Here is a 23,818-nt window from a genome sequence, read left to right as displayed (position 1 = left end):
AGGGGCGTGCCCGAACGGGGCGTTCCGCTGGGGGACGCGCCGGAGAGGGTGCGGACATGACCGCGCTGGTGCGGCTCCGGCTCGACATCGGCTACGACGGGTCCGACTTCGCGGGCTGGGCCCGGCAGCCGGGCCAGCGGACCGTGCAGGGCGTGATCGAGGACGCCCTCGCCCGGCTGCTGCGGCTCGACCCGGGGCCCGTGCTCACCGTCGCGGGACGGACCGACGCCGGGGTGCACGCCCGCGGCCAGGTCGCGCACGTGGTGCTGCCGGTCGCCGCGTACTCCACGGTCAACGGCACCATGCCGCGCCGGCTGGCGGGCATGCTGCCCCCGGACGTGCGGGTGTGGCGGGTGTCGGTGGCGCCCGAGGGGTTCGACGCGCGTTTCTCGGCGCTGTGCCGCCGGTACGTCTACCGGGTGTGCGACAACCCGGTCGGGGTGGAGCCGCTGCGCCGGCACGACGTGCTCGTCCATCCCCGTCCGATCAACCTGGAGCGGATGAACGAGGCCACCGCGCTGCTGGTGGGCGAGCACGACTTCGCCGCGTTCTGCCGCAAGCGGGAGGGCGCGACCACGATCCGCGAGCTCCAGCGGTACGAGTGGACCCGCGAGGCCCCGCACATCGCCGTCGCGACGGTCGAGGCCGACGCGTTCTGCCACTCGATGGTGCGGGCGCTGGTCGGCGCGCTGCTGATGGTCGGGGACGGGCGCCGCGCGATCGAGTGGCCGTCCGAGGTGCTGGCGGCCCGCGTCCGCGACTCGGGCGTGAACGTGGCGCCCGCGCACGGGCTGTCGCTGGAGGAGATCCGCTACCCGGACGACGAGGACCTGGCGCAGCGCGCCCAGCAGACCCGCAGGGTCCGCACGCTCAACGCCACCGCGACGGCGGCGCCGGGCGGTCCGGGTGCGGTCACCGCCACGCCGGGGACCGCCTCGTCCGGTCATGGCCTCGGCCACGGCTTCGGCGTCGGCCTCGGGCCTGGCACCGAACCGCTGGGCGGCCCTTCCGCCTGAGCGTCGGCGGCGGGCGCGGCACGGGCGTGGAACGGGCGCCCGTGGCGCGTGGCGTGTCCGCCGGATGGCCGGGGACACGCCACGGGCGCGCGGGGCGATGGGTCAGCCTCGGGCGCGGGCCTCGATCGGCCGGAGGCTGTAGTCCAGGAACTGCTGCGCGATGTCCTTGAGCAGGGTGTCGCCCGGAGCGGGACGCTTGCCGTCGGCGTACGTCGCGTACGCGTAGGCGATGTACCGGCCGCGGACGGTGCTGGACGCGTAGCCGCCCGCCTGGTCGATCTTCTGGGAGTTCTGGCCGGCCATGCCGCGGAACCACTCGTACTTGCCGGGGTCTCCGGCCCGGTTCACCTTGAGTGCGGCGGCGCGGTCGGGCATGGACACGATGCCGGACGTGACCGCCAGCGCCTTCTTCTTGCCGAGGAAGGTGACCCGCACGACGCTGCGACACCCCTCCCTGATGAGCGCCTGCGCCATCTCGCCGCGCGCGGCGAGCGAGCAGCGGTGGTTGACCGAGGAGCGGTCGCGGACGTAGGTCCGTCCGCCCAGGTCGATGGTGCCGGTGGGGTAGGCCTCGGCGAGCGCGAGCGGCTTGGTGTCGGTCTGCTCGTTGCCGATGTCGACGGGCTTGGCGGGCGGGGGCGGCAGCGTGGGAGCGGGCGCCGGCGCGGACGACTGGGCGGGCGCCGAGCCCGCGGCGTCCTTGGACGGCGCCGGGTCTCCGGAGCCGGAGCCGGCGATCAGGAAGACCGCCACGGCCGCCGCGACGATCGCGACCGCGCCGCCGCCGATCACTCCGGGCTTGCGCCAGCCGTCGCCACCGGACTTCGATCCGCCCTTGGCCGGGCCGGCCGGGGTACCGGGACCGGCACCGGGACCGGTCCCGGTGAAGACGCCTTGGCCCGCGGTGGTGGAGGCGGGTGAGGAGTCGTCGAGCGGGATCCCGCCTTCGGAGTGGTAGGTCGGGGTGACGACCGTCGCTTCGCCCGCGTCTCCGGCCTGGCCCGTCTGCGGCGGCGCGGTCGCCTCCGTCGCGATGGGCGCGCTGCCGTCGGCGGGCGGGGAGACGCCCGGCGGGAGGATCGCATCCGGGATGAGGACGGGCCCCGACGCGGTGCTGGACTTGGCCCGTCCCGTGGAAGCCGCCTTCGCGGGGGCCGTCTGCGCGGTCTGCACCGGGGTGACCTGCGCTGGGTTGACCTGCACCGGAGTGACCTGCGCCGGAGTGACCTGCACCGGAGCGACCTGCGCCGGGGTGACCTGCGCGGGGACGGCCTTCGCCGGGGCGGGGTCTGCGGGGGCGGGCTTCGCCAGGACGGGCTTGGCCGCCGTCTCCGGCTTCGGCGCCGCCGGAGGCCGCTGCTGCGGGACGGGAGCGACGGTGACCGGGATGCCGTCCGGGTCGGTGTCGGCGATCTTCGGGCCGGGACGGTGAACGATCGGCTTGGCCGGGACGGCCCCGCGGCTGTCGACGTTGGGGGCCCCGAGGCCCGCCACGAGCGTGCCGGGCGGCTGGACGTGCGGCTGCACCGGCCCGGACCCGGGCTCAGGGCCGAAGTCAGGGTGGGGGTCGGGGGGCAGTTCGAGCGCCGGTTCCGGCTGAACCTCCGGTTCAGGGGCGGCGGGCGGTGGCGGAGGGAGATCGGTGGGGGGAGCCGTGTCGGTCCCGGAGTCCGCCGCCCACCAGGGGGTCTGAAGGCCGAACGGCGGGAGCCGGAGGGCGCCGGAGACCGTGGGCTGCGCCTCTTCGGCGGTGCCGGTCGCGGCGGGAGCTGTATCGATGGAGGCCGCATCGGCCGGGGCGGGGGTGCCGGTCTCGCCGGCCGGGGGACCCGCGCTGCCGAAACTGGGCGGCGCCGCGGGGGCGGGGACGGATGCCGTCCCCGCCTCCTCGGCGGACTCCCGGGTCTCTCTAGGTCCAGACATAAGCAGACAGAGTATTCACACAGTTCAATTTCGGAAGGGTTTGCCTTCGGTTTCCCTGAACGCCAGCGCGAAGCTGAGGTTGCTGTTCTTGACGACCTGCGCGCCGAAGGCGGACACGTTCTTGTGGTAGCTGGTGGGGATCTTCTTGCCGTCCGGGCGCTGCACCCAGGTCATCACCAGGTAGTGGCCGCGCGCCTCGGCGGTGCCGAGGGCCTCGCCCTTGCCGATCTTCTTGGTGCTGCCCACGCCGGGCAGCGCCTGGAGGAAGGCGTCCTGGTCACCGGCCGATTTCACCGCCACCTTGGCGGCGTTCTCGGTCTTGAGGTTGAACACCCCGACCGTGCCGATGAGCGCGCCGTCGCTGCGCGCGTAGGTGGCGCGGAGCGTCTGCGTGCAGCCGGCCTTCTTCAGGGTGCTGGTCAGCTTGACGCCGCCGACCGTGCCCGTGCAGCCGCGCTTGGCGTTCCACGCGGTCCGTACGTACTTCTGCCCGCCGGACTTGAACGAGGTCTTGCCGAAGACCTCGCGGAGCGTCAGCGGCTTGGGGTCGGTGGTGCGGCTCTTGAGCTTCACCGGCTCCAGCGGGGGGACGGTTGGGCTCGGCGGGGCCGTGGGGGACGGCTTGGCCGCGGCCGGGGAGGGCGACGCCTTCGGCTTGGAGTCGTCCTTCAGCATGGAGGACAGGCCGATGCCGCCGCCGATGAGCACCAGCCCGGCCACGACGGCACCGCCGATGATCAGGGGAAGGTTGCGGCGCCGCTCCGGGGGCGTCGGCCCGCCGGACGGCAGGGGCGGCGTGCCCGGCCCGTCGAACCCGTCGGGGCCGTCCGGGCCGCCGAAGCCGCCCTGCGGGAAGTAGCCGCCGGGGTCGCCGGGGCCGCCGGCCGGCCCGTTCGGGTGGTCGAAGTCGTTCGGGGGGCCGAAGTCGTTCGGGGGGCCGAAGTGGCCGCCTGACGGCGCGCCGAAGAGGCCGTCGTCCCGGCCCGGCTCGGCGCCACCGGACGAACCGGACCCGCCGGGCGGACCCGGAGGGCCCGCGGGGCTCGAGAACGGGGTCGGGGGGAACCCGCCCGGCGCTTGCAGGGTCGCGCCCGCGGGGTCGTCGTTCCAGGACGGGGGCACGCCGCTCGCGCCGGAACCGGCGCCGCCGAAGACCTCTCCGCCGAGGGCGTCTGAGCCGAAGGCGTCGCCGGACCCGAAGGCGTCGCCGCCCGGCCCCTGCGAGCCCGGACGGTGTGCGCCGGGCCGTCCTGCCGTACCTGGGGCCTGTCCGCGCGGGGCGAAGGCCGTCTCGTCATTGTCACTGCCGTACGGTGCCGCTTCGGGCCTTTCCGCTCCGGGGCCGTACGGCGCTTGCGACGGCTGCTCGGGAGGCCAGCCGTCGGGTTTGCCTTGATCGCCCGGATAACCCATGGCTTGGACCTTACCGTTCCTGGTTCAGGGCTCTGGACCTTCGGAACACCAACCATGACATGGGGGCGAACCGGGCGCCGGGCGTTTGTCGAAGGTCGTCCGCACCGTGGGAGCAGGGCCTATTTCCAGCCGAAGTCCTGCGTCCACCAAGGGCCGCCGGACCCCTTGGCCATGCCGACGCCGATGGCGCGCAGCTTGCAGTTGAGGATGTTCGCGCGGTGCCCGGGGCCCTTCATCCAGCCCTCGACGACGGCGGCGGCCGTCCCGTAGCCCTTGGCGATGTTCTCCGCGCCGGGGCTGGAGTAGCCGGCGTCCCCCATCCGCTTCCACGGGCTGTCGCCGTTGCGGGAGGTGTGGTCGAAGTAGTCCTTCGCCGCCATGTCGGCCGAGTGCCGCCGCGCGGCGGTCACCAGGCGCTGGTCGATGCGCAGCGGGCTGCATCCGGCCTTGGCGCGTTCCTTGTTGGTGAGCAGCGCCACAGCCGTCTCGGGCGCCGCCGACCCGGGAACCGGAAGTCCAGCGGCCGGCGGGGTGCTCTTGGAGGGAGTCGGAGAGGGTGAGGGCTTCTCGGAGGCGTCGCCGCCTGGGGCGTGAACCGTCTTGAGAGGCGGGGTGGTCTCGGGAGCTGAGGGCGACGGGCTACTGGAAGGGCCGCGCTGCGCACCGTTTCCCGCTCCAGAGCCCGTGCCGGTGCCAGTGCCCGCTCCTGTAGCGCCGCCGCTTCCGCCGCTGCCCGTGCCGCCCACGCCGGACGTTGTCGCCGTGGCGGGGTGGGCCGCAGAGTCCGACGCGGCGGTCGACCCCGAGTGCGAATCGGGCAGGACGAGCCGGTCGAGCACGACGCCGGTGCTCAAGGCCAGCGCGGAACCGGCGATGGCGACCGCCACGACGGTCGCCGAGCGTGGGCCCGTCCGCCGCTGCGGGGGAGCACCGCGCCGTCCGCGACGGCCGGCGGACGTGCCCCGTCGGCCGGGCGTAGCGCCGGAGGTGGAAGCGGAGGCGGAGGCGCGATCGTCGCTAGAAGCGTGGGACTGGCGGGGGGCGGTGCCGTGGACGAGACGGTCGGCCGGGGGGCCGGGTCTGCGGGGAGTAGTCAGTGGGGGCTCCCGGGTGGGGGCCGGCGCTACGCCGGCGGGGACCGGTCGGCCGCACCATATCCCCATAGGTGCACCCAAGTCCCATCCCGCGGTCAGGTGATCCAATCTGGAGGCCGGGGCGGTGCGGAGGGGGACGGCGGGTTCGCGGTCCATGCGGCCGGCCGCATGGGGCATACTGGAGAGTGGCTGGGAGACTGTCACGACGATCCGTTTTGACCCGTGCCTGCGCGGCTGGGTATCCTACGGGTTTGTTGTATGCGGTGACCCCTGCCCGAAAGGGCCGGCGGAGGCTGCGACCACGTGTCGGTGTGCCCTCGATCTTCACGCGATGTGTGATCACGTTCGGGGCCCCGGCCTCCCGGAGCGTCAGGTCGGATCCAGTCTCTGATCGGCGCGAACAGGATGCCCACCGAGAAGTCGACAAGAAACGAAGGCCAACGCCCGTGCGCACGTACACCCCTAAGCCCGCTGACGTACAGCGTCAGTGGCATGTCATCGACGCGACCGATGTCGTGCTTGGTCGGCTCGCCAGTCAGGTCGCTCAGCTGCTGCGGGGTAAGCACAAGCCGATCTACGCCCCGCACCTGGACACCGGTGACTTCGTCGTCATCGTGAACGCCGACAAGGTGGCGCTGACCGGGCAGAAGCTGGAGCAGAAGCGGGCCTACCGGCACTCGGGCTACCCGGGCGGACTCCGTTCGGTGGCCTACGGCGACCTGCTGGCCAAGAACCCCGAGCGCGCCGTCGAGAAGGCGATCAAGGGCATGCTGCCCAAGACCTCCCTCGGCCGGAAGATGTTCGGCAAGGTGAAGGTCTACGCCGGTCCCGAGCACCCGCACCAGTCCCAGCAGCCGGTGCCGTTCGAGATCACCCAGATCAGCCAGATCAAGAAGTAACCCGTCCGCGCCCTCGGGCGCGATGGGCGACGGCCGCGCGAACCCGCACGGCCGCGGCAGAGGCCGCCGGGGCACCCGGGCACCACCGGGCCAGCCGCCCTGGCCAGAAGACCAAGGAGAACCGTGGACGAGTCCACCGGCACCGAGACGCCCGCCGAGGGCGTCGAGTTCGACTCGTACGAGGACGCGCCGTCCGAGTACTCCACCGAGAGCCCCGAGGCCGCCGAGGCGGGCCTGCTCGGCCAGCCGATCGCGACCGGCCCCTCCGCCGGCACCGGCCGCCGCAAGCAGGCCATCGCGCGGGTCCGGATCGTCCCGGGCACCGGCCAGTGGACCGTCAACGGCCGCACGCTCGACCAGTACTTCCCCAACAAGGTGCACCAGCAGATCGTGAACGAGCCGTTCGTGCTGCTGAGCCTCGAGGGTCAGTTCGACGTGCTGGCGCGGGTCAACGGCGGCGGCACCACCGGCCAGGCCGGAGCGCTGCGCCTGGGCATCTCCCGCGCGCTCCAGTTCGCCAACATCGAGCACCGCCCGGCGCTGAAGAAGGCCGGCTTCCTCACCCGCGACGCCCGGGTGCCGGAGCGCAAGAAGGCCGGTCTCAAGAAGGCCCGTAAGGCGCCGCAGTACAGCAAGCGCTGATCCACGGTACGAGCCGTCGCTCCCCGCAGCTTCATCGCGTCCGACCCGCACCGGGCCGGCGCAGCGGGGGCGGCGGCTCGTCCGCGTTTCCAGGGGGCCGTTCGCGCCGCGCATGACGGCGGCGCGGGCGGGCGGGGGGCGTCGGGGCGCGCGAGGATGCCCGCGTTCGGGGACCGGGCGCGTGTGCGCACTAGATTTGACCGCGCGGAGCGGACGGGGGTGCGGCCCCCGTCCCGCCCGCGCGGTCTTCTGTCTTTCTGGGAGTTGAACTGTGGGTCGTCTGTTCGGGACCGATGGCGTTCGCGGGCTCGCCAACCGTGATCTCACCGCTCCGCTCGCCATGGACCTTTCGGTCGCGGCGGCGCGGGTGCTGGCCGAGGAGGGGGCCTTCCGGGGCCACCGGCCGCTGGCGGTGGTGGGCCGCGACCCGCGGGCCTCCGGCGAGTTCCTGGAGGCCGCGGTGGTGGCGGGGCTGGCCAGCGCCGGCGTGGACGTGCTGCGCCTCGGGGTGCTGCCGACGCCCGCGGTGGCCTACCTCACCCACACGCTGGACGCCGATCTCGGCGTGATGCTGTCGGCCTCGCACAACCCTGCGCCCGACAACGGGATCAAGTTCTTCGACCGCAGCGGCTACAAGCTCGCGGACGGGATCGAGGACCGGATCGAGGCCAGCCTCGGCCAGGAGTGGGAGCCGCCCACCGGCGCCGGGGTCGGCCGGGTGCGCGAGGCGCACGGCGCCGTGGAGCAGTACGTGGCGCACCTGCTGTCGACGCTGCCGGTGTCGCTGGACGGGCTGCGCGTGGTGGTGGACTGCGCGAACGGCGCGTCCTCCGACGTCGCCCCCGAGGCGCTGCGCCGGGCCGGCGCCGAGGTGATCACGATCGGCGCCGCGCCGGACGGGCTGAACATCAACGCGGGCTGCGGCTCGACCCACCTGGACGCGCTGCGGGAGGCGGTCCGGGAGCACGGCGCCGACGCCGGCATCGCCAACGACGGGGACGCCGACCGCTGCCTGGCCGTCACCGCGTCCGGCGAGGTGGTGGACGGCGACCAGATCATGGCCGTGCTCGCGCTCGAACTGCGCGAGTCGGGCCGGCTGGCCGCCGACACCGTGGTGGCCACGGTGATGTCCAACCTCGGCTTCAAGATCGCGATGCGCGAGGCCGGGCTGACGGTGGTGGAGACCGCGGTCGGCGACCGGTACGTGCTGGAGGCGATGAAGGCGGGCGGCTTCGGCTTCGGCGGCGAGCAGTCCGGCCACGTGATCATGCTGGACCACGCCACCACCGGCGACGGGGTGCTGACCGGCCTGCACCTGCTGGCCGCGATGGCCCGGCAGCGGAGCTCGCTGGACGAGCTGGCCAAGGTCATGACCCGGCTGCCGCAGATGCTGATCAACGTCAGGGGCGTCGACAAGGCCCGCGCCGAGACCTCGCCGGAGCTCGCCGCGGCCGTGGCGGCGGCGGAGGCCGGGCTGGGCGACACCGGCCGGGTGCTGATCCGCCCGAGCGGCACCGAGCCGATGGTCCGGGTGATGGTCGAGGCGGCCTCGCAGGACCAGGCCCGCACCGTCGCCGAACAGCTGGCCGAGGTGGTCCGCACCACCCTCGGCTGACACGCCGGCGGCCGGGGCACGTCCGCGCCGCGGGACGCACGCCGCGCCAGGCGGCGTGCGCACCCGCGGCGCGGGGGTCAGGCGTCGGTGATGTCGAGGCGGCCGACCTTGAGGTGCTTGATCTCCACGGTGCCGGCCTCGAGGTGCCCGACCACGGCCTTCTTGACGACCAGCCGGCCGATCGCGACCGCGCCGATGGCGAGGGCGCCGAGGGACATCGCGCCGATGGCCAGGGAGCCGAAGGCGTTGCCGCCGCGGAGGGTCAGGCCGGTGGCCGAGGCCCCGGTCACGTCCGCGCCGGTGGCCCGCGCCCCCATGGCGCGTTCGGTGCGGACCCTCGGGAGCTCCGGCTTCTCGTCGTCGGTCGCGGACGCGCCGTCCGGGGCGTCCTGGCTGTTCGGCTCGCTGTGGCTCATGGCCTCACCCTATGACGCGGGCGGGGGTCAGCAGCGGGCGAGGAAGCCCTTCAGGGCGCCCTGGTCGTCCCGGGTCACCGGCAGCCCGTACTCGGTCGCGACCGCCACGTACTTGATCGCGTACGCGCACTGGAAGCCCTGCTGCGGCTTCCACTCGCCGGGCCCGGAGTCGCTCTTCTGCCGGTTCGGCTTGCCCCACACGGCGAGCAGGTTGGCGTGGTCGTTGGCGAACTGCTCACGCCGCCCGGCCTTCCAGCGGGAGGCGCCCATCCGCCAGGCCAGCGCCAGCGGGTAGACGTGGTCGATCTGCACCTCGGCGGCGTCGGACTTGGCGAAGGTGATGTCCTTGCCGCTGTAGGGGTCCTTCAGGCGTCCGCCGAGCACGACGCAGTCGCCCTGCCTGCGTACCTGCCGCAGATCGCGGGCGAGGACGTCGTTGCGCTGGTCGCAGCCGTTGTGGTCGGTGTCCTTCCAGCGCACGCCGAACTTCTTGCGGGAGTAGCCGGCGCCGGGCGACTCGGCCGCGACCCTCAGCCCGGAGAGGTCGCCGCGGGCCCGTTCGGCGTCCCGTCCGGCGGGCCGGGAGCCGCCCGGTCCGGGGGACGCGCCGGAGGGGTCCACCTCGGCGTCACAACCCGCGCCCGCCAGGGTCACGGAGAGGACGGTGGCGGCCGTCGCCCGCATGGCCACGCGCCGCGATCTGAACGGGCGTCGTCGCGTCATGCCCTCACCACCACCCGGAGTTCTTCGCTGCCATATGCCCGATTAGTGGCAAATAAACGATCACAGGCTAGGGGGCCCGGGACACCTCCGCGTACGGGGGGTCATGCGGCAGCATGAGGGGTGTGCTGCATCTGAGAGCGATCGTCCCGGGTGACCGTACGGACGCGGCCTGCGCCGTCCTGGCGGAGTGCCCCGGCGCGACGAACGTGGTCGTCGTCGAGGGCGCGGCCAGGGCGCCCCGGGGCGACCTGGTGACCGCCGACATCGCCAGGGAGGCCGTCAACGAGGTCATCGAGCGGCTCCAGGACCTCGGCATCGAGCGGGACGGCTCGATCGCGATGGAGAAGATCGACCTGTCGTTGTCGGACGTCGCCGAGCGGGCCGAGGCGCGCTCGCCCGGGTACGGCGACGACGCCGTGGTGTGGGAGGAGCTCGACCAGCAGACCGCGGAGGGCGCCACGCTGACCTGGTCGTTCATCGCCTTCCTCGTCCTGGCCACCCAGCTCGCCGGCATCGCGGCGCTGATCGACTCGCCCGTCCTGGTGGTCGGCGCGATGGTGCTGGGGCCGGAGTTCGGCGCGGTCGCGGCGATCTGCTACGGCCTCGTCCGGCTCGACCCGCGGCGGATCGGCGCCGCGCTGCGCACCCTGCTGATCGGGTTCGCCGCCGCGATCGTGGTCACCTACGTGTGCGCGCTGGCGAGCCGGTGGATCGGGGTGATCGAGATCGCCCGGCTGCCGGCCTCGCGGCCGATGACCGCCTTCATCTACAGCCCGGACCGCTGGTCGTTCATCGTCGCGCTGCTGGCCGGCGCCGCCGGGGTGCTGTCGCTCACGGCGGGCAAGTCGTCGGCGCTGGTCGGGGTGTTCATCTCGGTCACCACCGTCCCGGCGGCCGGGAACCTGGCGGTGGCGCTCGCGCTCCAGCACGGCAGCGAGATCGACGGCTCGCTGCTCCAGCTCGGCGCCAACTTCGGGGGGATGCTGATCGCCGGGACGGTGACCCTCCTCGTGCAACGCGCGGTGTGGTCGGCGGTACTCCGCGGGAGGGACGGGCATCAGCCATAAGGCGGACGTGGTCCCGGCGGCGAGGCGCTAGGTTCGAGGACATGCCGATCATCGCCACCCAGGGGCTGACGATGAGGTTTCCCCGGGTGACCGCCCTGGACGACCTCACCGTCTCCGTGGAGCACGGGGTCGTGGGCCTGGTCGGCGCCAACGGCGCCGGCAAGTCGACGCTCATCAAGATACTTCTCGGGCTGCTGCCGCCGAGCGCGGGCACCGCCAGCGTGCTCGGGTTGGACATCGCCCGCGACGGGCTGCGGATCCGCGAGCAGGTCGGGTTCATGCCCGAGTACGAGTGCCTGCCGCCCGACGTCTCGGCGACCGAGTTCGTCGTGCACATGGCCCGGATGTGCGGACTGCCGCCGACCGCGGCCCGCGAACGCGCCGCCGACACGCTGCGGCACGTGGGCCTGTACGAGGAGCGGTACCGGCCGATCGGGGGCTACTCGACGGGCATGCGGCAGCGGGTCAAGCTGGCGCAGGCGCTGGTGCACGACCCGAAGCTGGTGTTCCTGGACGAGCCGACCAACGGTCTCGACCCGGCCGGACGCGACGAGATGCTCGATCTCATCCGCCGGATCGGCACCGAGTTCGGCATCAGCGTGCTGGTCAGCTCGCACCTGCTCGGCGAGCTGGAGCGGGTCTGCGACCACGTCGTGATCGTCGACGCCGGGCGGCTGCTGCGCTCGCAGGCGGTCGCGGCCTACACCGAGGTGAGCGGGTCGCTCACGGTGGAGGTCGACGAGGGCCGCGACGAGCTCGGGCGGCGCCTGTACGACGAGGGCGTCGCGGTCCGGCCCGAGGGCCGGTTCCTGATCATCGACATCGCCGGTGAGGACACCTACGACCGCGTCCGCGACGGGGTCGCCGAGCTGGGGCTGCGGCTGATCCGGATGGAGCAGCGCCGCCACCACATCGAAGAGGTCTTCGCGGTCGACCCGGCCGCCGACCCGCCGCCGTCCGTCCCGCCGGGTCCGCCCGCGCCCCCGGGGCAGGCGGGGCCGTCCGTTGAGAGGGGAACGGGCCGATGAGCATGAGCACGATCCACGACATCGGCTACCGGCACTACGACGGCAAGCGGCTGGGCCGCGCGTACACGGTGCGGTCGCTGTTCGTGCACAACCTGCGCGCCGCGTACGGCATCGGCCGTCCGGCCCGCGCGAAGGTGATGCCGTTCCTGCTGGGCGCGCTCATGCTGCTGCCCGCCGCGGGCTCGGTGGCGATCTTCGCGTTCTCCAAGGAGGAGAGCGCGCTGATCCGCTACTCCTCCTACACCTCGATCCTCCAGGTCGTCATCGCGATCTTCGTGGCCACGCAGGCGCCCGTGCTGGCCTCGCGCGAGCTGCGCTTCCACGTCGTCCCGCTGTACTTCTCGCGGCCAGTCGGGCATCTGGACTTCGTCCTGGCCAAGTTCGCGGCGATGGCGGTCGCGCTGCTGGCCCTGATGGCGACGCCGATCACGCTGCTGTACGTGGGCGGCCTCGTCTCCAAGGCGCCGGACCCGGCCGACCAGCTACTCCGGTTCCTCGGCGCGCTGGTGGGCTGCGTGCTGTTCGCCCTGGTGCTGGCGGCGATCGGGCTGGTGGTGGCGGCGTTCACGCCGCGGCGCGGCTTCGGCGTGGCCGCGGTCATCGCGGTGTACATGCTGAGCAGCACGTTCGTCGGGATCATCCAGGGGCTGGCCGAGTCCCAGACCAACTTCGCCCTCGCCGGCTGGGCCGGGCTGTTCGCGCCGTTCAACCTGGTCGACATCGTGCAGGTGCGGCTGCTCGGCGCGAAGTCGACCTCGGTCAGCATCGCGCCCGGCCTCCAGGGCGGCGTGGTGGCGCTCGCGGTGTGCGCGCTGCTGGTCGCCGGCTCGATCGCGGTCCTGTACCGCCGGTTCCGTAAGGCGGGCCTCTCATGAGTGAACTGGAGGGGCGCGGCGTCGTCTGGACTGAGGAGCTTGCGACGAGGGAAGGCGGCGCCATTGGGCGCCCCGTAGGTGAGCGGGGGGCACAGTGAGCGAGTTGAAACTGGAGAACGTTTCCCGGTGGTACGGGAACGTGGTCGCGGTCAATGGCGTGTCGATGACGATCGGGCCGGGCGTGACCGGGCTGCTGGGGCCGAACGGGGCGGGGAAGTCGACGCTCATCCACATGATGGGCGGGTTCCTGGCGCCGTCGTCGGGGTCGGTCTCGCTGGACGGGGCGGCGATCTGGCAGAACCCGAACATCTACCGGAGCCTCGGGCTGGTGCCGGAGCGGGAGAGCGCCTACGACTTCCTGACCGGGCGGCAGTTCATCCTGGCGATGGCCAAGCTGCACAAGCTGAAGGATCCGGGGGCGGCGGCGGCGCGGGCGATCGCGCTGGTGGAGATGGACTACGCCGCGGACCGGATCATCGGCAACTACTCCAAGGGCATGAAGCAGCGGATCAAGATGGCGTCGGCGCTGGTGCACGATCCGCCGGTGCTGCTGCTGGACGAGCCGTTCAACGGGATGGACCCGCGGCAGCGGCTCCAGCTCATGGACCTGATCCGGCGGATGGCCGACGAGGGCCGCACGATCCTGTTCAGCTCGCACATCCTGGAGGAGGTGGAGCGGCTGGCCAGCCACATCGAGGTGATCGTGGCGGGCCGGCACGCGGCGTCCGGCGACTTCCGCCGGATCCGGCGGCTGATGACCGACCGGCCGCACCTGTTCCTGGTCCGGTCGGGCGACGACCGGCGGCTGGCCGCGGCGATCATCGCGGACGGGTCGGCGCGCAGCGTCCAGCTCACCGACAAGGGGTTGCAGGTCGAGGCGGTCGACTTCCAGCGGTTCACCTGGCTGCTCCCGCAGGTCGCCCGGGACTCCGGGGTCCGGCTGTGGGAGGTCTCGCCGTCCGACGAGTCGCTGGAAAGCGTCTTCTCCTACCTGGTGGGGAAGTGAGGGCCAGATGAACGCCACGATCGCGATGATCACGTTCCGTGCGATGCTCGGCCGGCGCCGTGCGCTGCTGCTGTTCGCGCTGCCGCTGGTGCTGATCCTGCTGGCGGTGGGGCTGAAGGTCACCGGGCTCGCCGATCTGGAGGTCTCCACCGGGGTGCTCCAGCGGTTCGGGCTCGCCACGCTGCTGCCGCTGCTGGCGCTGATCGCCGGCACCGGGGTGATCGGCCCGGAGATCGACGACGGCCAGATCATGTACGTGCTGACCAAGCCGATCCCGCGGCAGGTGATCGTGCTGACCAAGCTGGCGGTGGCGATCGTGCTGGTGACGGCGTTCGCGGCCGTCCCGACGCTGCTGGCCGGGCTGCTGATGTCCGGGATGACCGAGCAGGTGGCGCCGGCGTTCACCGTGGGGGTCCTGGTCGGGGGCATCGCCTACAGCGCGGTGTTCGTCGCGCTGGCCGTGGTCAGCCGCAACGCCGTGACGATCGGGCTGCTGTACGCGCTGGTGTGGGAGACGCTGCTCGGCAATTTCGCGCCCGGCGCGAAGTCGGCCTCGATCCAGCAGTGGGCCCTGTCGGTGACCGACGTGCTGACCGGGGCCACGACGGTCAAGTCCACGGTGGACCTGGCCGTCGCGGTCCCGTTGCTCGTCGCGGTCACCGCCGTGGGCACGCTGCTGGCAGTGGTGCGGCTGCGTTCGCTGGCGGTGGCGAGCGCCGAGTAGCGCCGTCCGCTAGCGGGGCGCGGGCGCGCCGCACCTCGGGCAGGGCCCGCATCCGGCGGGTGACGTTCCGGCGGCGGCGCGGGCCTTCGGCGCGTTCAGCGGGGCGCCCCGGGAGTCGATCAGGACGTATTCCAGGGGCGGCCGTTCGAGTCCGCCGTCCGCCGCGACCCGCTCGGACAGCTCGCCGAGCTTGGCCGTCACCTCTCTCTGCTGATGCACCGACTCCCGGGTGACGGCGCGGAGTGAAGTCCAAGGATGGCGGACGCGCAGGTCAGGCGGTCGGTTGTCACGGTGGCCCCGGCCGGACGGTCACGATTATCGTGACCGTTGATCATCTTCCGGGCGGGCGGGATCTCCACCACAATCCTCGTACCGCCGTCAGCTCCCCGCGTGAAGGCGCATGCCCGCCATGCCGTGACCGACCCGCGCAGGAGCACAGATGACCGAGCACCCCTATCCGCCCGCGCCCTATCCCCCCGCGCCGTACGTCCAGGAGCTCGCGGTCAAGCGGGGAGTCGGACGCGCCCTGGCCGCCACCATCACGCTGGGCGCCTGCGTGCTGCTCCTGATCGTCCACGCCGGGCTGGCGGCCTGGGGGACCCACCTCGCCGATCCGGCCGACCCGCTCGTCCACGAGCGCGTGGAGAGCCTGTTCTACCTGCTGGACGTCCTCGGGCTGGCCGAGGCCGCGGCGACGGTGGCGACCGCCGTCGCGCTGATCGTCTGGCTGTGGCGGGCGCGGGCGAACGCCGTGGGCATCGGCGGGACCCCGCAGCAGTGGGGCCGGCCCTGGATGATCATCGGCTGGATGGTGCCGATCCTGAACTTCTGGGTGCCCCGGATGATCGTCGCGGACGTCTGGAGGGCCAGCGCCCCCGCGGGCCGGCGGGCCTGGCCGGTCAACCTGTGGTGGCCGCTGTGGCTGATCTACGTCGTCGGTGGCCGGGTGCTCTCCGACCATGACGGTATGAGCCTTCAGGAGCTGTACGACCATTGCGTGTCCCTGACCGCGCTCGCCCTGATCGGAGTCGCCGCGGCGGCGCTCGCCTTCGCGTTCGTCTGGCAGATCACCGGCTTCCAGGAGGCCCACGCCCGCCGCCTGGCCCAGGCCACCGCCCCGCCGGACCTAGTGCGCGGGTGGCGCGACCTGGCGTAGCCGGCAGGCGAACCAGGTGAACGCGACGCAGACGGAGACGTAGAGGGTCACCGCCTGGACGGCGAAGCGGCCGTAGTGGAAGACCCACCGGTCCGCGGCGGGGTCGGTGCCGTACGACGGGTTGTCCCAGATGTAGGGCAGCATCCAGGCCACCAGCCCGCCCAGGCACTGGGCGAGGGTGTAGAGGATCACGAGCTCTGCCAGGCGCCACAGGTAGCCGCGACGGTCGGTCCGTCTATACGCCCTGACCTGGGAGAGCGCGTTTCCCTGGTGCCAGCGGTCGCCGTCTGGGGCGACGCGGGCGCAGGCGACGGGGCAGAGCACCGTGGCCGCGACGACGAGAGAGATCAGCAGGAGGGCCACGAGCCCTGCCACCGGTTCCGAACTGACGCGGCTGCGTCCCTGAGGGAGCAGCAGGGCGGCCAGGATGGGCAGATGGGTGACCAGGACCGCCGCGTACACGCGGCTCAACACGCGCAGGGGGACAGGACCGGAGCGGTGTTGCGGCTGCACGGTTGTCATGGGCTCATCCAAGCATGGTCTTTCACTTTGGTGAAATAGTTTTCTTTACCGAAGTGAAAGACTTGTAGGCTCGCGAGCATGAATTCCGAGCCGGACGGAGCCCTCCTGGGGCACCAGCTGAGCCTGTGGGTCGTGCTCTATCACGAGGCTCTGGCCTCGCGGCTGCACGTCAACGCGACCGAGCACAAGGTGCTGGGCATCATCGGGCGCGCCCGCGGGGTCCACCCCGCCCAGCTGGTGGCCGAGACGGGCCTGAGCGACGCCGCCATCACGAAGATCGTCGACCGGCTGGTAAGCCTCGGCTATGTCGACCGCGCGCGCGACCCGTCCGACGGCCGACGCTTCACGCTGACCGTGACCGCCGTGCACCGGCAGGTCACGGCCGAGGCCATGGCCCCGATGCTGATCGGCATGGAACACCTTCTCCAGGGCTTCGACGCGGCCGAACTGGAGACGGTGGGGCGCTGGCTCACCGGAACCGTGGCCGTGATGCGCGAGGCCACGCTGTCCCTGGCCCCGGACACGCCACAGAAAGGGCGATGACCGCGGTGATCTTCCCTTCGGGGGACGGGCATGGCCCGGCTTTGCCAGGATGACCGCATGATCGTTTCCGCTCGCCTGCTCGATGATCAGATGGACGATCTGATCCGTTCGTTCTCGACGCTCGACCTGGGAGGCTGGCAGCGTCCCGATATCGAGCGCGTTCTCGCCGAGCGCGGCTGGTCCCTCGTCGAGGACCGCGGCGTATCCCTGGGCTTCTCCACAGGGCTGCCGACGGGCCACGGGTACGCCTCCACGGATCTGGACCACTCGCCCGCACTCGCGGTCACGCTCGCGTCCGGTCTGGACCACGCCGAGGCGGTAGAGGTGTTCGACACCGCCAGGCGGCAGGCTGAGGACGTGCTCGGCCCACCGCCGTTGCGGGGCGGGCCCGGACCATGGCTGCGATGGCGCCGACCCGGTGCGACGCCCCGTCTGCGGCTCGCGCGCGCGTGCTCGGACGAGGCGACGGCCAGTGTCCATCTCGAACTCCTGGCGACCGATCGGTACGAGCACCACGAGGTGCGGACGGCCCGGCACCAGGGCGAACACCCCTACTCCTGGTGCCGGACCGTCCACACGGACGAGACCGACGGAATGCTCGTCCCGGGGGACGCCGTCGCCGAAGACTGGCGGGACGTCGAAGACCGTCTGGCCCGCACCCTTCGCGCCCTCGTGCGGGACGTACCGGTGCTCGGCGAAGACCCGCTGACCCTGGTGATCGAGGAGCGCGACGACGGGTCGCGGATGCCGTCGGAGATCCCCACCTGCTTCGTCAAACTGGCTGACGGCGTGCTGAGAGTCGAATGCCCGGCCGACCCGGTGCCGGACATGGTCCTGACGTTGACCGAGCTGGGCTGGACGGCGCCGAGCGAGGCGTGGATCACCGTCCTGACCACCGGCGATTGGAGCACCGAGCCGGATGGGAGCCCGAGCTTCTCCCGCGACTGGCCGCTGACCTCCGAGGTGGCCGCCGGCGACGCCGCGCGGCTCGTGGTCGGAGCGCTGCGCGCTGTTGAGGCGACGCTGCCGGCACTGGGCTACTGGGTCGGGAGGAACGGCGACAACCTGGGCGTCCGCCTGCCCGAACTCGGCATCTGACCGTCAGTGCGGCGGGCGCGCCCCGGCTCTAGCCGACGGACTTCAGCGTGGCGAGCAGAGTCGCCCAGTCGTCGCCGGTGAGCGTGAGGACGGGACCCGCGGGGTTCTTGGAGTCGCGGACGCCGACGGTGCCGTCAAGGACGGCGGTCTCGACGCACTCGCCGCCGTTGCCGCTGTGGCTGCTCTTGCGCCACCTGGGGAGGGAAAGGGGGGTGGTCATTCCCTGACACATCCTTTCTTGTGGTCAAGACAAGGCCCCGGCTACCTGGTGGATCAGTCGTGCCGAGTCACCGGTGTTCAGTGCGGAAGCAAGCAGATGGTCGAGGATCAGGTTACCCCGCCGTGTCTCAGCCGGTTTCTCCATGTACATGCAGCCCATGAGGTGCTCCATGTAGAGGACTTCGGGGTACCCGTCAAAGGTCAGCAGGATGAACGGACCGTCGATCGCCGCGTGGATCCCGGCGCGATAGGGCAGGACCTGGATGGACACATTGGCCAGCCCGCCCAGGTCAAGGAGCCCTTCGAGCTGTGATTTCAGCACCGTGGGGCAGTCCACCAGCCGATGGAGCGCGGCCTCGTCGATGATCGCCCATACGTGCAACGGCTGGTCGGACGCCGTGATCCGCTTCTGCCGCGCCTGACGGACTTCCACGCCGCGCTCTATCTCCTCCGGAGTTCTCGGTTGTGAGCCGCTCAGTACCGCCCGTGCGTAGTCCGGGGTCTGGAGGATTCCTGGAATCAGCGTGGTCTGATAGGTGCGATAGGTGAGGGCCTCGGCTTCGAAGGCGAGGTAGTCGTTGAAGCCGGACTTGAGGACGTCGTCGTAGGAGTGCCACCAGCCCTTCTGGCGGGCTTCGCGGGCGAGCCGCACCAGTTCGGTCCGCTGCTCGCCGGTGATGCCGTACACCTCCAGCAGTTCCATCACCTCGCCGGAGGTGATGCGCATCTTCGCGTTCTCCATCCGGCTGAGCTTGGCGGTGTCCCAGCCGATCTCGGCGATGGCCTGCTCACCGGTCAGGCCGGCCTTCAGGCGGAGCCGCTTCAGCTCGCGGGCGACGCGTCGGCCGCGCACGGTCGGCGTGTAGGGCATGCCACCTCCACAAATTGTTCTCGAACCACTTGTGATCAGAGTGCTTAGTTGAGCACAGTGTCACCGTACGACTACGGCTGCGGTGACGGAGGGGATTCGGGTGAACAGGATGTGGCTTTCCTTGGAGGTCAGGCTCGCGGGCCTGCCCGTTCAGATACCGGTGGCGCGGCGATTCGTCGCCGATGCGCTGGGAGACGGTCACCCCTGCCGCGCGGACGCGATGCTGCTGGCGTCGGAGGTCGGCACCAACGCGATCAACCATTCGCTCAGCGGCGAGGTGGGCGGATCATTCCTGCTGACCGTCCACTGGACGGAGGGCTGGGCGCGGGTGGCCGTCGCCGACCAGGGGGCGGCGGAGGCGCCCTGCCTCCGCCGGGCCGGGCTCGGGGAGGCGTCCGGACGCGGGATCGCCCTGCTGGACGAACTCGCCGTGCGGTGGGGGTTCATGCGCCGGTCCGTCCGCGGGACGGAGGTGTGGTTCGTCCTGGGGGAGCCGCCGCGCCGTGCGGGGGTGCACGGCGCGGCGGGGGTTCAGGACTCTGAGCCGGTGAGCCTGATCAGGGTGGCGAGGGCCTCGGAGGCGGCCACGGGGTCGAGGTCGCCGAAGGTGCCCTTCTCGGGGCCGTCGAGACCGACGTAGTCGAGCTTCTGCTCGGGATCCTCCTCGGCGAAGATGCCGATGCCGGGCTCCATGCCGATCACCAGGTGCTGCTTCCCGGTGAGCGTCAGCGAGATCGTCCGGCGGTAGCCGCGGTTCTCCTTCGCGCCGAACTCCCAGCCCTGGCGCTCCAGGCCGTAGATGGGCCCGTTCGGCACGGTGGAGCCCTCGAAGCGGCGCAGGCGCGAGCCGGTGCGCTCGTCGTCGGTGAGGACGTGGACACCGCGTCCGAGCTGGGGGAAGGGCTGGAGGATCTCGTAGTCGGCGAGCACCTCCGACCACGCTTTGACCGCCTCGCCCAGGTGATACGGGTGGGGGAGGCCGATCCGGGCCGTGGGGGACGGGTCGAACCGCTGGTCGTCGACGCCCGCGAAGGTGCGGTCCTCGGCCACCCGGAACGTGGTGGTCTCGCCCTGGTCGTCCGCCGTCCAGACGAGGCGCCGGACGATGTGCCACAGGAGGGGGTGGCCGACGAGGAGGTCCTGGAACTCCTGCGGCGTCCAGCGGCGTCCGGCGACCATCGCCCTCTCCAGGCGTTTGGTCTGGTCGGAGGCGATGGCACCCACCTCCTTCTTGAGGACGGTGAAGCGTTGGTAGGCGGCGGGGGCGAGGTCGGGGTCGTCTTTGGCGCCCGGCTTGGGGAGTGCCTTGCGGAGTTTGCCGGTGTCGTCGATGACGTAGGGCTTGAGCTGTTCGTCGAACCCGACGCGGAAGGAGCGTGGCCCGTAGTCGAGGGTCATTCCGCCCTCGGCGTCCAGCCCGAAGTCGGGGACGAGCCGGTCGGCGAGCTGCTCGGACGTCAGCCCGCGCTTGCGCGCGGCCTGGTCGAGGACCGACTGTGCCCGGGGCCGGATCCTGTCCTTGTCGGCCGCCTTCCGCGCGAGCGTGTGCAGGTGGCGCAGCGTGGTGTCCGTTCCGATCGAGGCGAACACGTACATGGTGTTCGCCCCTCCGCTGTGCCAGACCGTCGCCTTCGACCAGCGGACGACCTGCGCGGCGAGGCGGGCGGCCGTCTCGTCGTCGCCCAGGTACGCCAGCGCGTGCTGGACCCAGGGGGAGGCCCACATCTTGGGCTCGTCGTCGGCTTCGTACAGCGCCCATGCGAACTCGGCGAGCGAGCGCGGGTCGCACGGCTCGATGGCCGAGACGAGACCCGGGTACGGCACGGTCACGGAGATGGACAGCATCGTGATCAGGTTGCGGGTCGCGGACGCGGGCAGGGCCCGCTCCCGTCCGCGCAGGAGGACCTGCGGGAGCCGTTCGGGGACGGCCTTCGCGGCGAGCTCCGGCAGTGGGTCGGGGTAGAGGTCGAGCGGGTCGGTGCGGAATGCCTCGATCGCCTTGGTCGCCTCGTCGCCGTAGTACCGCGCGGCTTCGACGATGGTCTCGCGGCCGTATTTCCGGGCGATCGAGAGGAGGGCCCGCTCGGCGGCCCTCCGCTTCGGGCCGGGCTTGCGGAGGGCGTCCGGCACGACCAGCGGGGCGGCGGCCGGGCCGTGCCGCTCGAACCAGGCCGCGGCGTCGGTCTTGTTGTACCAGCCGTTGTACAGCCCCTTGATCATCGCCTGCGCCACGTCCGCGTCCACGAACGGGGCGAGCTGCTTCACGTAGCCGCGCCGGCTCTTGGACTCGAGCATCGCGAGCGGATAGGCCGCCAGGCCGTGCCGGGCCACGATGCCGTGGACGGCGCTGATCCCCTTCCACTCGTCGAGAAGGACGTCGGAGTAGCGCTCGTCGGCCAGCAGCCGGCGGCCGAGCTCGTCCGGGCCCTGCATCAGCAGGCCGATGTACAGATTGCGGCGGTCTTGGTCGTCGAGGTCGGACAGCGCCTCACCGCTCGCGAAGGTCTCGGCCGCCGCCGCCCAGTCGGTGCCGTCGGGGAGGCGTTCGAAATGGTGATGCTGGTAGGGCATCTCCAGCCATTCCGCCTGCTCGCCCGGCGCCCAGGCCAGGACAGTCGGCTCCTTGGGTGGCTTCAGGCCCTTGAGGACGACCGGCTCCTGGCCCGTCGGCCGCTGGGTCCACGGCGGCGCGACCAGCAGCGGGGGGAGGGCGCTTTCGGGGGCGTCCTCGATGATGGCGGGGGTTTCTGGCATGTGCTGCTAGTCCCTGGTGAGTTCGGTCAGTTCGGCGATGAGCTCGGAGGCGGTCACCGGATCCAGCGTGCCGAGCACCGGCGAGTTCTTGGACCGGCGCCAGTACGGGGCGGCGTAGACGCCGACGTCCTCGATCCTCTGCTCGGGGAAGGCGTCGACGGCACCCACCGGGATGCCCGGGTCGAGCTGGACCACGGCCCAGCAGGTGCCGACGGGCCGCGAGATCAGCGTCGCGACGCCGTTGTCCTCGGGGGCGCCCCGTTCCCAGCCGAGCCGGGTCAGCTTGAGGACCCGGCCGATGGGCACGGTGACGCCCTCGAACCGTCCGAGCCGGTGTCCGCCGCGCTCCTCCTCGGTGAGGGGGTGGACCTCGCGTCCGAGCTGGGGGAAGGGCTGGAGGATCTCGTAGTCGGCGAGGACATCCGACCATGCCTTGACCGTATCGCCCAGGTGATACGGGTGCGGGAGGCCGATCCGGGCCGTGGGGGACGGGTCGAACCCCTGGTCGTCGACGCCCGCGAAGGTGCGGTCTTCGGCGATGCGGAAAGGCCGGTCGTCGGCGGTCCAGACGAGGCGGCGGGCGATGTGCCACATGAGCGGGTGGTCGACCAGGAAGGCGCGGAAGTCGCCGGGGGTCCAGCGGCGTCCGGTGACCATGGCGGCTTCGAGGCGGGCGATCTGGTCGGCGGCGATCGTCCGGACGTCCTTCTTCAAGGCGGTGAACCGCTGGTAGGCGGCGGGTGCCAGCTCGGGGTCGTCCTTGGCGCCGGGTTTGGGGAGTGCCTTGCGGAGTTTGCCGGTGTCGTCGACGACGTAGGGCTTGAGCTGTTCGTCGAACCCGACGCGGAATGACCGAGGCCCGTAGTCGAGGGTCATTCCGCCTTCGGCGTCCAGCCCGAAATCGGGGACGAGCCGGTCGGCGAGCTGCTCGGACGTCAGCCCGCGCTCCTTCGCGATCTTGTTGAGCAGCGCCTCCGCCTGCGGCCGGATCCGCTTCCGGTCGGCCGCCTTCTGCGAGATCTGATGCAGGAAGCGCAGGGCGACGTCCGTCCCGACGGACGTGTGCACCTCCAGCGCGTTCCAGCCCTTGTTCCTCCACGCGTCCGCCTTCGACCAGCGGTTGATCACCGAGGTGAGGCGGCGGACGGTCTGCTCGTCGCCCAGGTGCTTCAGGGCGTGCGCCATCCAGTCGGCGGCCCACAAGGGGTAGCCCCGGTGGGCCTCGTACAGCGCCCAGACGAACTCGGTCAGGGAATCGGGGTCGCACAGCTCGGTGACCGTCGCGACCCCGGGGTAGAAGGCGCCGCCGCGGGTGAAGGTGAGCATCGTGATGAAGTGCCGGGTCGCGGACGCGGGCAGCGCGCGGTCCCGTCCGCGCAGCAGGATCTGCGGCAGCTCCGCCGGGTCGAGCGCGGACTCGGACAGCGGCCACGGGTACAGGTCGAGCGGATCGATCCGCAGCTCGGCGACCGCGTCGGCCGCCTCGTCGCCATGGCACCGCGCGGCCTCGGTCACGGCGGCGTGCCCGTGCCGCTCGACGAGGTGGCGGAGCGCGACCTCGGCGCCCTTCCGCTTGGGGGCGCTCCGGCCGAACGCGATGGGCACCAGCGCCGGGACGGCGGCCAGACCGTGCCGGTCGAGCCACGCGCGCAGCATCGGGAGGTGGGACCCGTCGGCGCCGATCCCGACCATGATCTGGATCACGGCCGCGTCGCGGAACGGGACGAGCCCGCCCGCCGCCGCGCCGTCGCGTTCGGCGAGGGACTTGGCCAGCGCCAGCGCGGCCAGCTCGTGCCGTGCCACCAGCGGGTGGAGCCACGCCGTGGAGCCGCTGTGGTAACGGAAGTCCCACCGGGCCAGGATGGCCTGGCCGTACTCCTCGGGGGCCTGCATCAGGAGGCCGAGGTGCTCGGCCTGGAGCCGGGGGTCGTTCTCGAAGTCGGACCCGGACACCGGGGCGAAGGACGCGGCGAGGTCCGACCAGGCGGTGTCGTCCGGGAGGCGGTCCAGGCTCCGGTACGGCTCGTCCAGCCATTCCTCGCGCTCGCCCGGGGCCCAGACCACCACGGTCGGCTCCTGCGGCGCCTTGAGGCCCTTGATGGTCAGCGGCTCGTCGCGCGGGGGACGCCGCACCCAGGGCGGCTCGACCAGCAGCGGGGGCAGGGCGCTCGCGGGAGCGTCCGGGACGAGGTGCGCGGCGGGGGTGTCTGGCAT

The 23,818-nt window shown here is 72.1% G+C and carries 24 protein-coding genes; 13 read left to right on the top strand and 11 right to left on the bottom strand.

Annotated features, from left to right (window positions below; all coding sequences use genetic code 11):
* Nucleotides 1-56: 56 nt before the first annotated feature.
* A complete protein-coding gene (gene truA / locus OHA34_RS19575) occupies nt 57-1,016 on the top strand; it encodes a tRNA pseudouridine(38-40) synthase TruA (protein WP_285942681.1) in 960 nt (319 codons plus the stop codon).
* Nucleotides 1,017-1,118: 102 nt separating this feature from the next.
* Here truA and OHA34_RS19570 read toward each other — a convergent pair whose 3' ends face one another.
* The 3 genes from OHA34_RS19570 to OHA34_RS19560 all read right to left on the bottom strand — a co-directional run bounded on the left by OHA34_RS19570 (nt 1,119) and on the right by OHA34_RS19560 (nt 4,831).
* Nucleotides 1,119-2,939: a hypothetical protein gene (locus OHA34_RS19570; RefSeq protein WP_329518533.1), complete on the bottom strand. Its 1,821-nt coding sequence runs from the start codon at nt 2,937-2,939 to the stop codon at nt 1,119-1,121.
* 24 nt (nt 2,940-2,963) lie between these two features.
* Nucleotides 2,964-4,352: a hypothetical protein gene (locus OHA34_RS19565; RefSeq protein ID WP_329518532.1), complete on the bottom strand. Its 1,389-nt coding sequence runs from the start codon at nt 4,350-4,352 to the stop codon at nt 2,964-2,966.
* A 119-nt stretch (nt 4,353-4,471) separates the two neighbouring features.
* Nucleotides 4,472-4,831 (bottom strand): CAP domain-containing protein, encoded by a 360-nt coding sequence (locus OHA34_RS19560; RefSeq protein ID WP_329518531.1) that lies wholly within the window; start codon nt 4,829-4,831, stop codon nt 4,472-4,474.
* A gap of 1,061 nt (nt 4,832-5,892) precedes the next feature.
* On the opposite strand from OHA34_RS19560, the gene rplM reads away from it, so the two are divergent.
* From rplM to glmM, 3 genes are all read left to right on the top strand, one after another.
* Nucleotides 5,893-6,345 carry a 50S ribosomal protein L13 gene (gene rplM, locus OHA34_RS19555; protein WP_285942677.1) on the top strand — a complete coding sequence of 151 codons (453 nt, stop codon included), beginning with the start codon at nt 5,893-5,895 and terminating at the stop codon, nt 6,343-6,345.
* 123 nt (nt 6,346-6,468) lie between these two features.
* Nucleotides 6,469-6,987 carry a 30S ribosomal protein S9 gene (rpsI, locus tag OHA34_RS19550; protein ID WP_285942676.1) on the top strand — a complete coding sequence of 173 codons (519 nt, stop codon included), beginning with the start codon at nt 6,469-6,471 and terminating at the stop codon, nt 6,985-6,987.
* Between the two features lie 271 nt (nt 6,988-7,258).
* Complete coding sequence (glmM, locus tag OHA34_RS19545) at nt 7,259-8,602, top strand: phosphoglucosamine mutase (protein ID WP_285942675.1); 1,344 nt, start codon at nt 7,259-7,261, stop codon at nt 8,600-8,602.
* A 77-nt stretch (nt 8,603-8,679) separates the two neighbouring features.
* Here glmM and OHA34_RS19540 read toward each other — a convergent pair whose 3' ends face one another.
* Nucleotides 8,680-9,018, bottom strand: coding sequence for a hypothetical protein (locus tag OHA34_RS19540; protein ID WP_285942674.1), 339 nt, complete (start codon nt 9,016-9,018; stop codon nt 8,680-8,682).
* Between the two features lie 27 nt (nt 9,019-9,045).
* Complete coding sequence (locus tag OHA34_RS19535) at nt 9,046-9,741, bottom strand: HNH endonuclease family protein (RefSeq protein WP_329518530.1); 696 nt, start codon at nt 9,739-9,741, stop codon at nt 9,046-9,048.
* A 122-nt stretch (nt 9,742-9,863) separates the two neighbouring features.
* Here OHA34_RS19535 and OHA34_RS19530 point away from each other — a divergent pair, with 122 nt between their 5' ends.
* The 5 genes from OHA34_RS19530 to OHA34_RS19510 all read left to right on the top strand — a co-directional run bounded on the left by OHA34_RS19530 (nt 9,864) and on the right by OHA34_RS19510 (nt 14,441).
* A complete protein-coding gene (locus tag OHA34_RS19530; RefSeq protein ID WP_285942672.1) occupies nt 9,864-10,808 on the top strand; it encodes a DUF389 domain-containing protein in 945 nt (314 codons plus the stop codon).
* 41 nt (nt 10,809-10,849) lie between these two features.
* Nucleotides 10,850-11,836 carry an ABC transporter ATP-binding protein gene (locus tag OHA34_RS19525; RefSeq protein ID WP_329518529.1) on the top strand — a complete coding sequence of 329 codons (987 nt, stop codon included), beginning with the start codon at nt 10,850-10,852 and terminating at the stop codon, nt 11,834-11,836.
* Nucleotides 11,833-12,711 carry an ABC transporter permease gene (locus OHA34_RS19520; RefSeq protein WP_285942670.1) on the top strand — a complete coding sequence of 293 codons (879 nt, stop codon included), beginning with the start codon at nt 11,833-11,835 and terminating at the stop codon, nt 12,709-12,711. The genes OHA34_RS19525 and OHA34_RS19520 overlap by 4 nt, the downstream gene beginning before the upstream one ends.
* Nucleotides 12,712-12,805: 94 nt before the next feature.
* Complete coding sequence (locus OHA34_RS19515) at nt 12,806-13,717, top strand: ABC transporter ATP-binding protein (protein ID WP_329518528.1); 912 nt, start codon at nt 12,806-12,808, stop codon at nt 13,715-13,717.
* 7 nt (nt 13,718-13,724) lie between these two features.
* On the top strand, nt 13,725-14,441 hold the full coding sequence (locus tag OHA34_RS19510) for an ABC transporter permease (protein ID WP_285942668.1): 717 nt from the start codon (nt 13,725-13,727) through the stop codon (nt 14,439-14,441).
* Between the two features lie 9 nt (nt 14,442-14,450).
* Here the strand turns inward: OHA34_RS19510 and OHA34_RS19505 are convergent, their stop codons facing one another.
* Nucleotides 14,451-14,660, bottom strand: a complete 210-nt coding sequence (locus OHA34_RS19505; RefSeq protein WP_329518527.1) for a hypothetical protein — start codon at nt 14,658-14,660, stop codon at nt 14,451-14,453.
* A gap of 220 nt (nt 14,661-14,880) precedes the next feature.
* Between OHA34_RS19505 and OHA34_RS19500 the strand changes: the two genes are divergently transcribed.
* Nucleotides 14,881-15,597 (top strand): DUF4328 domain-containing protein, encoded by a 717-nt coding sequence (locus OHA34_RS19500; protein WP_329518526.1) that lies wholly within the window; start codon nt 14,881-14,883, stop codon nt 15,595-15,597.
* Here the strand turns inward: OHA34_RS19500 and OHA34_RS19495 are convergent.
* Nucleotides 15,568-16,068, bottom strand: a complete 501-nt coding sequence (locus OHA34_RS19495; protein WP_285942662.1) for a hypothetical protein — start codon at nt 16,066-16,068, stop codon at nt 15,568-15,570. The genes OHA34_RS19500 and OHA34_RS19495 overlap by 30 nt on opposite strands.
* A gap of 129 nt (nt 16,069-16,197) precedes the next feature.
* Between OHA34_RS19495 and OHA34_RS19490 the strand changes: the two genes are divergently transcribed.
* Nucleotides 16,198-16,662 carry a MarR family winged helix-turn-helix transcriptional regulator gene (locus OHA34_RS19490; RefSeq protein ID WP_285942661.1) on the top strand — a complete coding sequence of 155 codons (465 nt, stop codon included), beginning with the start codon at nt 16,198-16,200 and terminating at the stop codon, nt 16,660-16,662.
* Nucleotides 16,663-16,719: 57 nt separating this feature from the next.
* On the top strand, nt 16,720-17,760 hold the full coding sequence (locus OHA34_RS19485; protein WP_329518525.1) for a DUF6301 family protein: 1,041 nt from the start codon (nt 16,720-16,722) through the stop codon (nt 17,758-17,760).
* Between the two features lie 28 nt (nt 17,761-17,788).
* On the opposite strand, the gene OHA34_RS19480 is transcribed toward OHA34_RS19485, so the two are convergent.
* Entirely contained in the window at nt 17,789-17,980 is a 192-nt protein-coding gene (locus OHA34_RS19480; protein WP_329518524.1) for a DUF397 domain-containing protein, read from the bottom strand.
* A 24-nt stretch (nt 17,981-18,004) separates the two neighbouring features.
* On the bottom strand, nt 18,005-18,850 hold the full coding sequence (locus OHA34_RS19475; protein ID WP_329518523.1) for a helix-turn-helix domain-containing protein: 846 nt from the start codon (nt 18,848-18,850) through the stop codon (nt 18,005-18,007).
* A 109-nt stretch (nt 18,851-18,959) separates the two neighbouring features.
* Here OHA34_RS19475 and OHA34_RS19470 point away from each other — a divergent pair, with 109 nt between their 5' ends.
* On the top strand, nt 18,960-19,490 hold the full coding sequence (locus tag OHA34_RS19470; RefSeq protein ID WP_329518522.1) for an ATP-binding protein: 531 nt from the start codon (nt 18,960-18,962) through the stop codon (nt 19,488-19,490).
* Here the strand turns inward: OHA34_RS19470 and OHA34_RS19465 are convergent.
* Complete coding sequence (locus OHA34_RS19465; protein WP_329518521.1) at nt 19,382-21,604, bottom strand: DUF4132 domain-containing protein; 2,223 nt, start codon at nt 21,602-21,604, stop codon at nt 19,382-19,384. The genes OHA34_RS19470 and OHA34_RS19465 overlap by 109 nt on opposite strands.
* A gap of 6 nt (nt 21,605-21,610) precedes the next feature.
* Nucleotides 21,611-23,818, bottom strand: a complete 2,208-nt coding sequence (locus OHA34_RS19460; RefSeq protein ID WP_329518520.1) for a DUF4132 domain-containing protein — start codon at nt 23,816-23,818, stop codon at nt 21,611-21,613.

The organism is Spirillospora sp. NBC_01491, from assembly GCF_036227065.1.
Taxonomy (GTDB): Bacteria; Actinomycetota; Actinomycetes; order Streptosporangiales; family Streptosporangiaceae; genus Spirillospora; species Spirillospora xylanilytica.
Note: the sequence above shows the minus strand (reverse complement) of the source record. Positions and strands in the feature narration are given on the sequence as shown.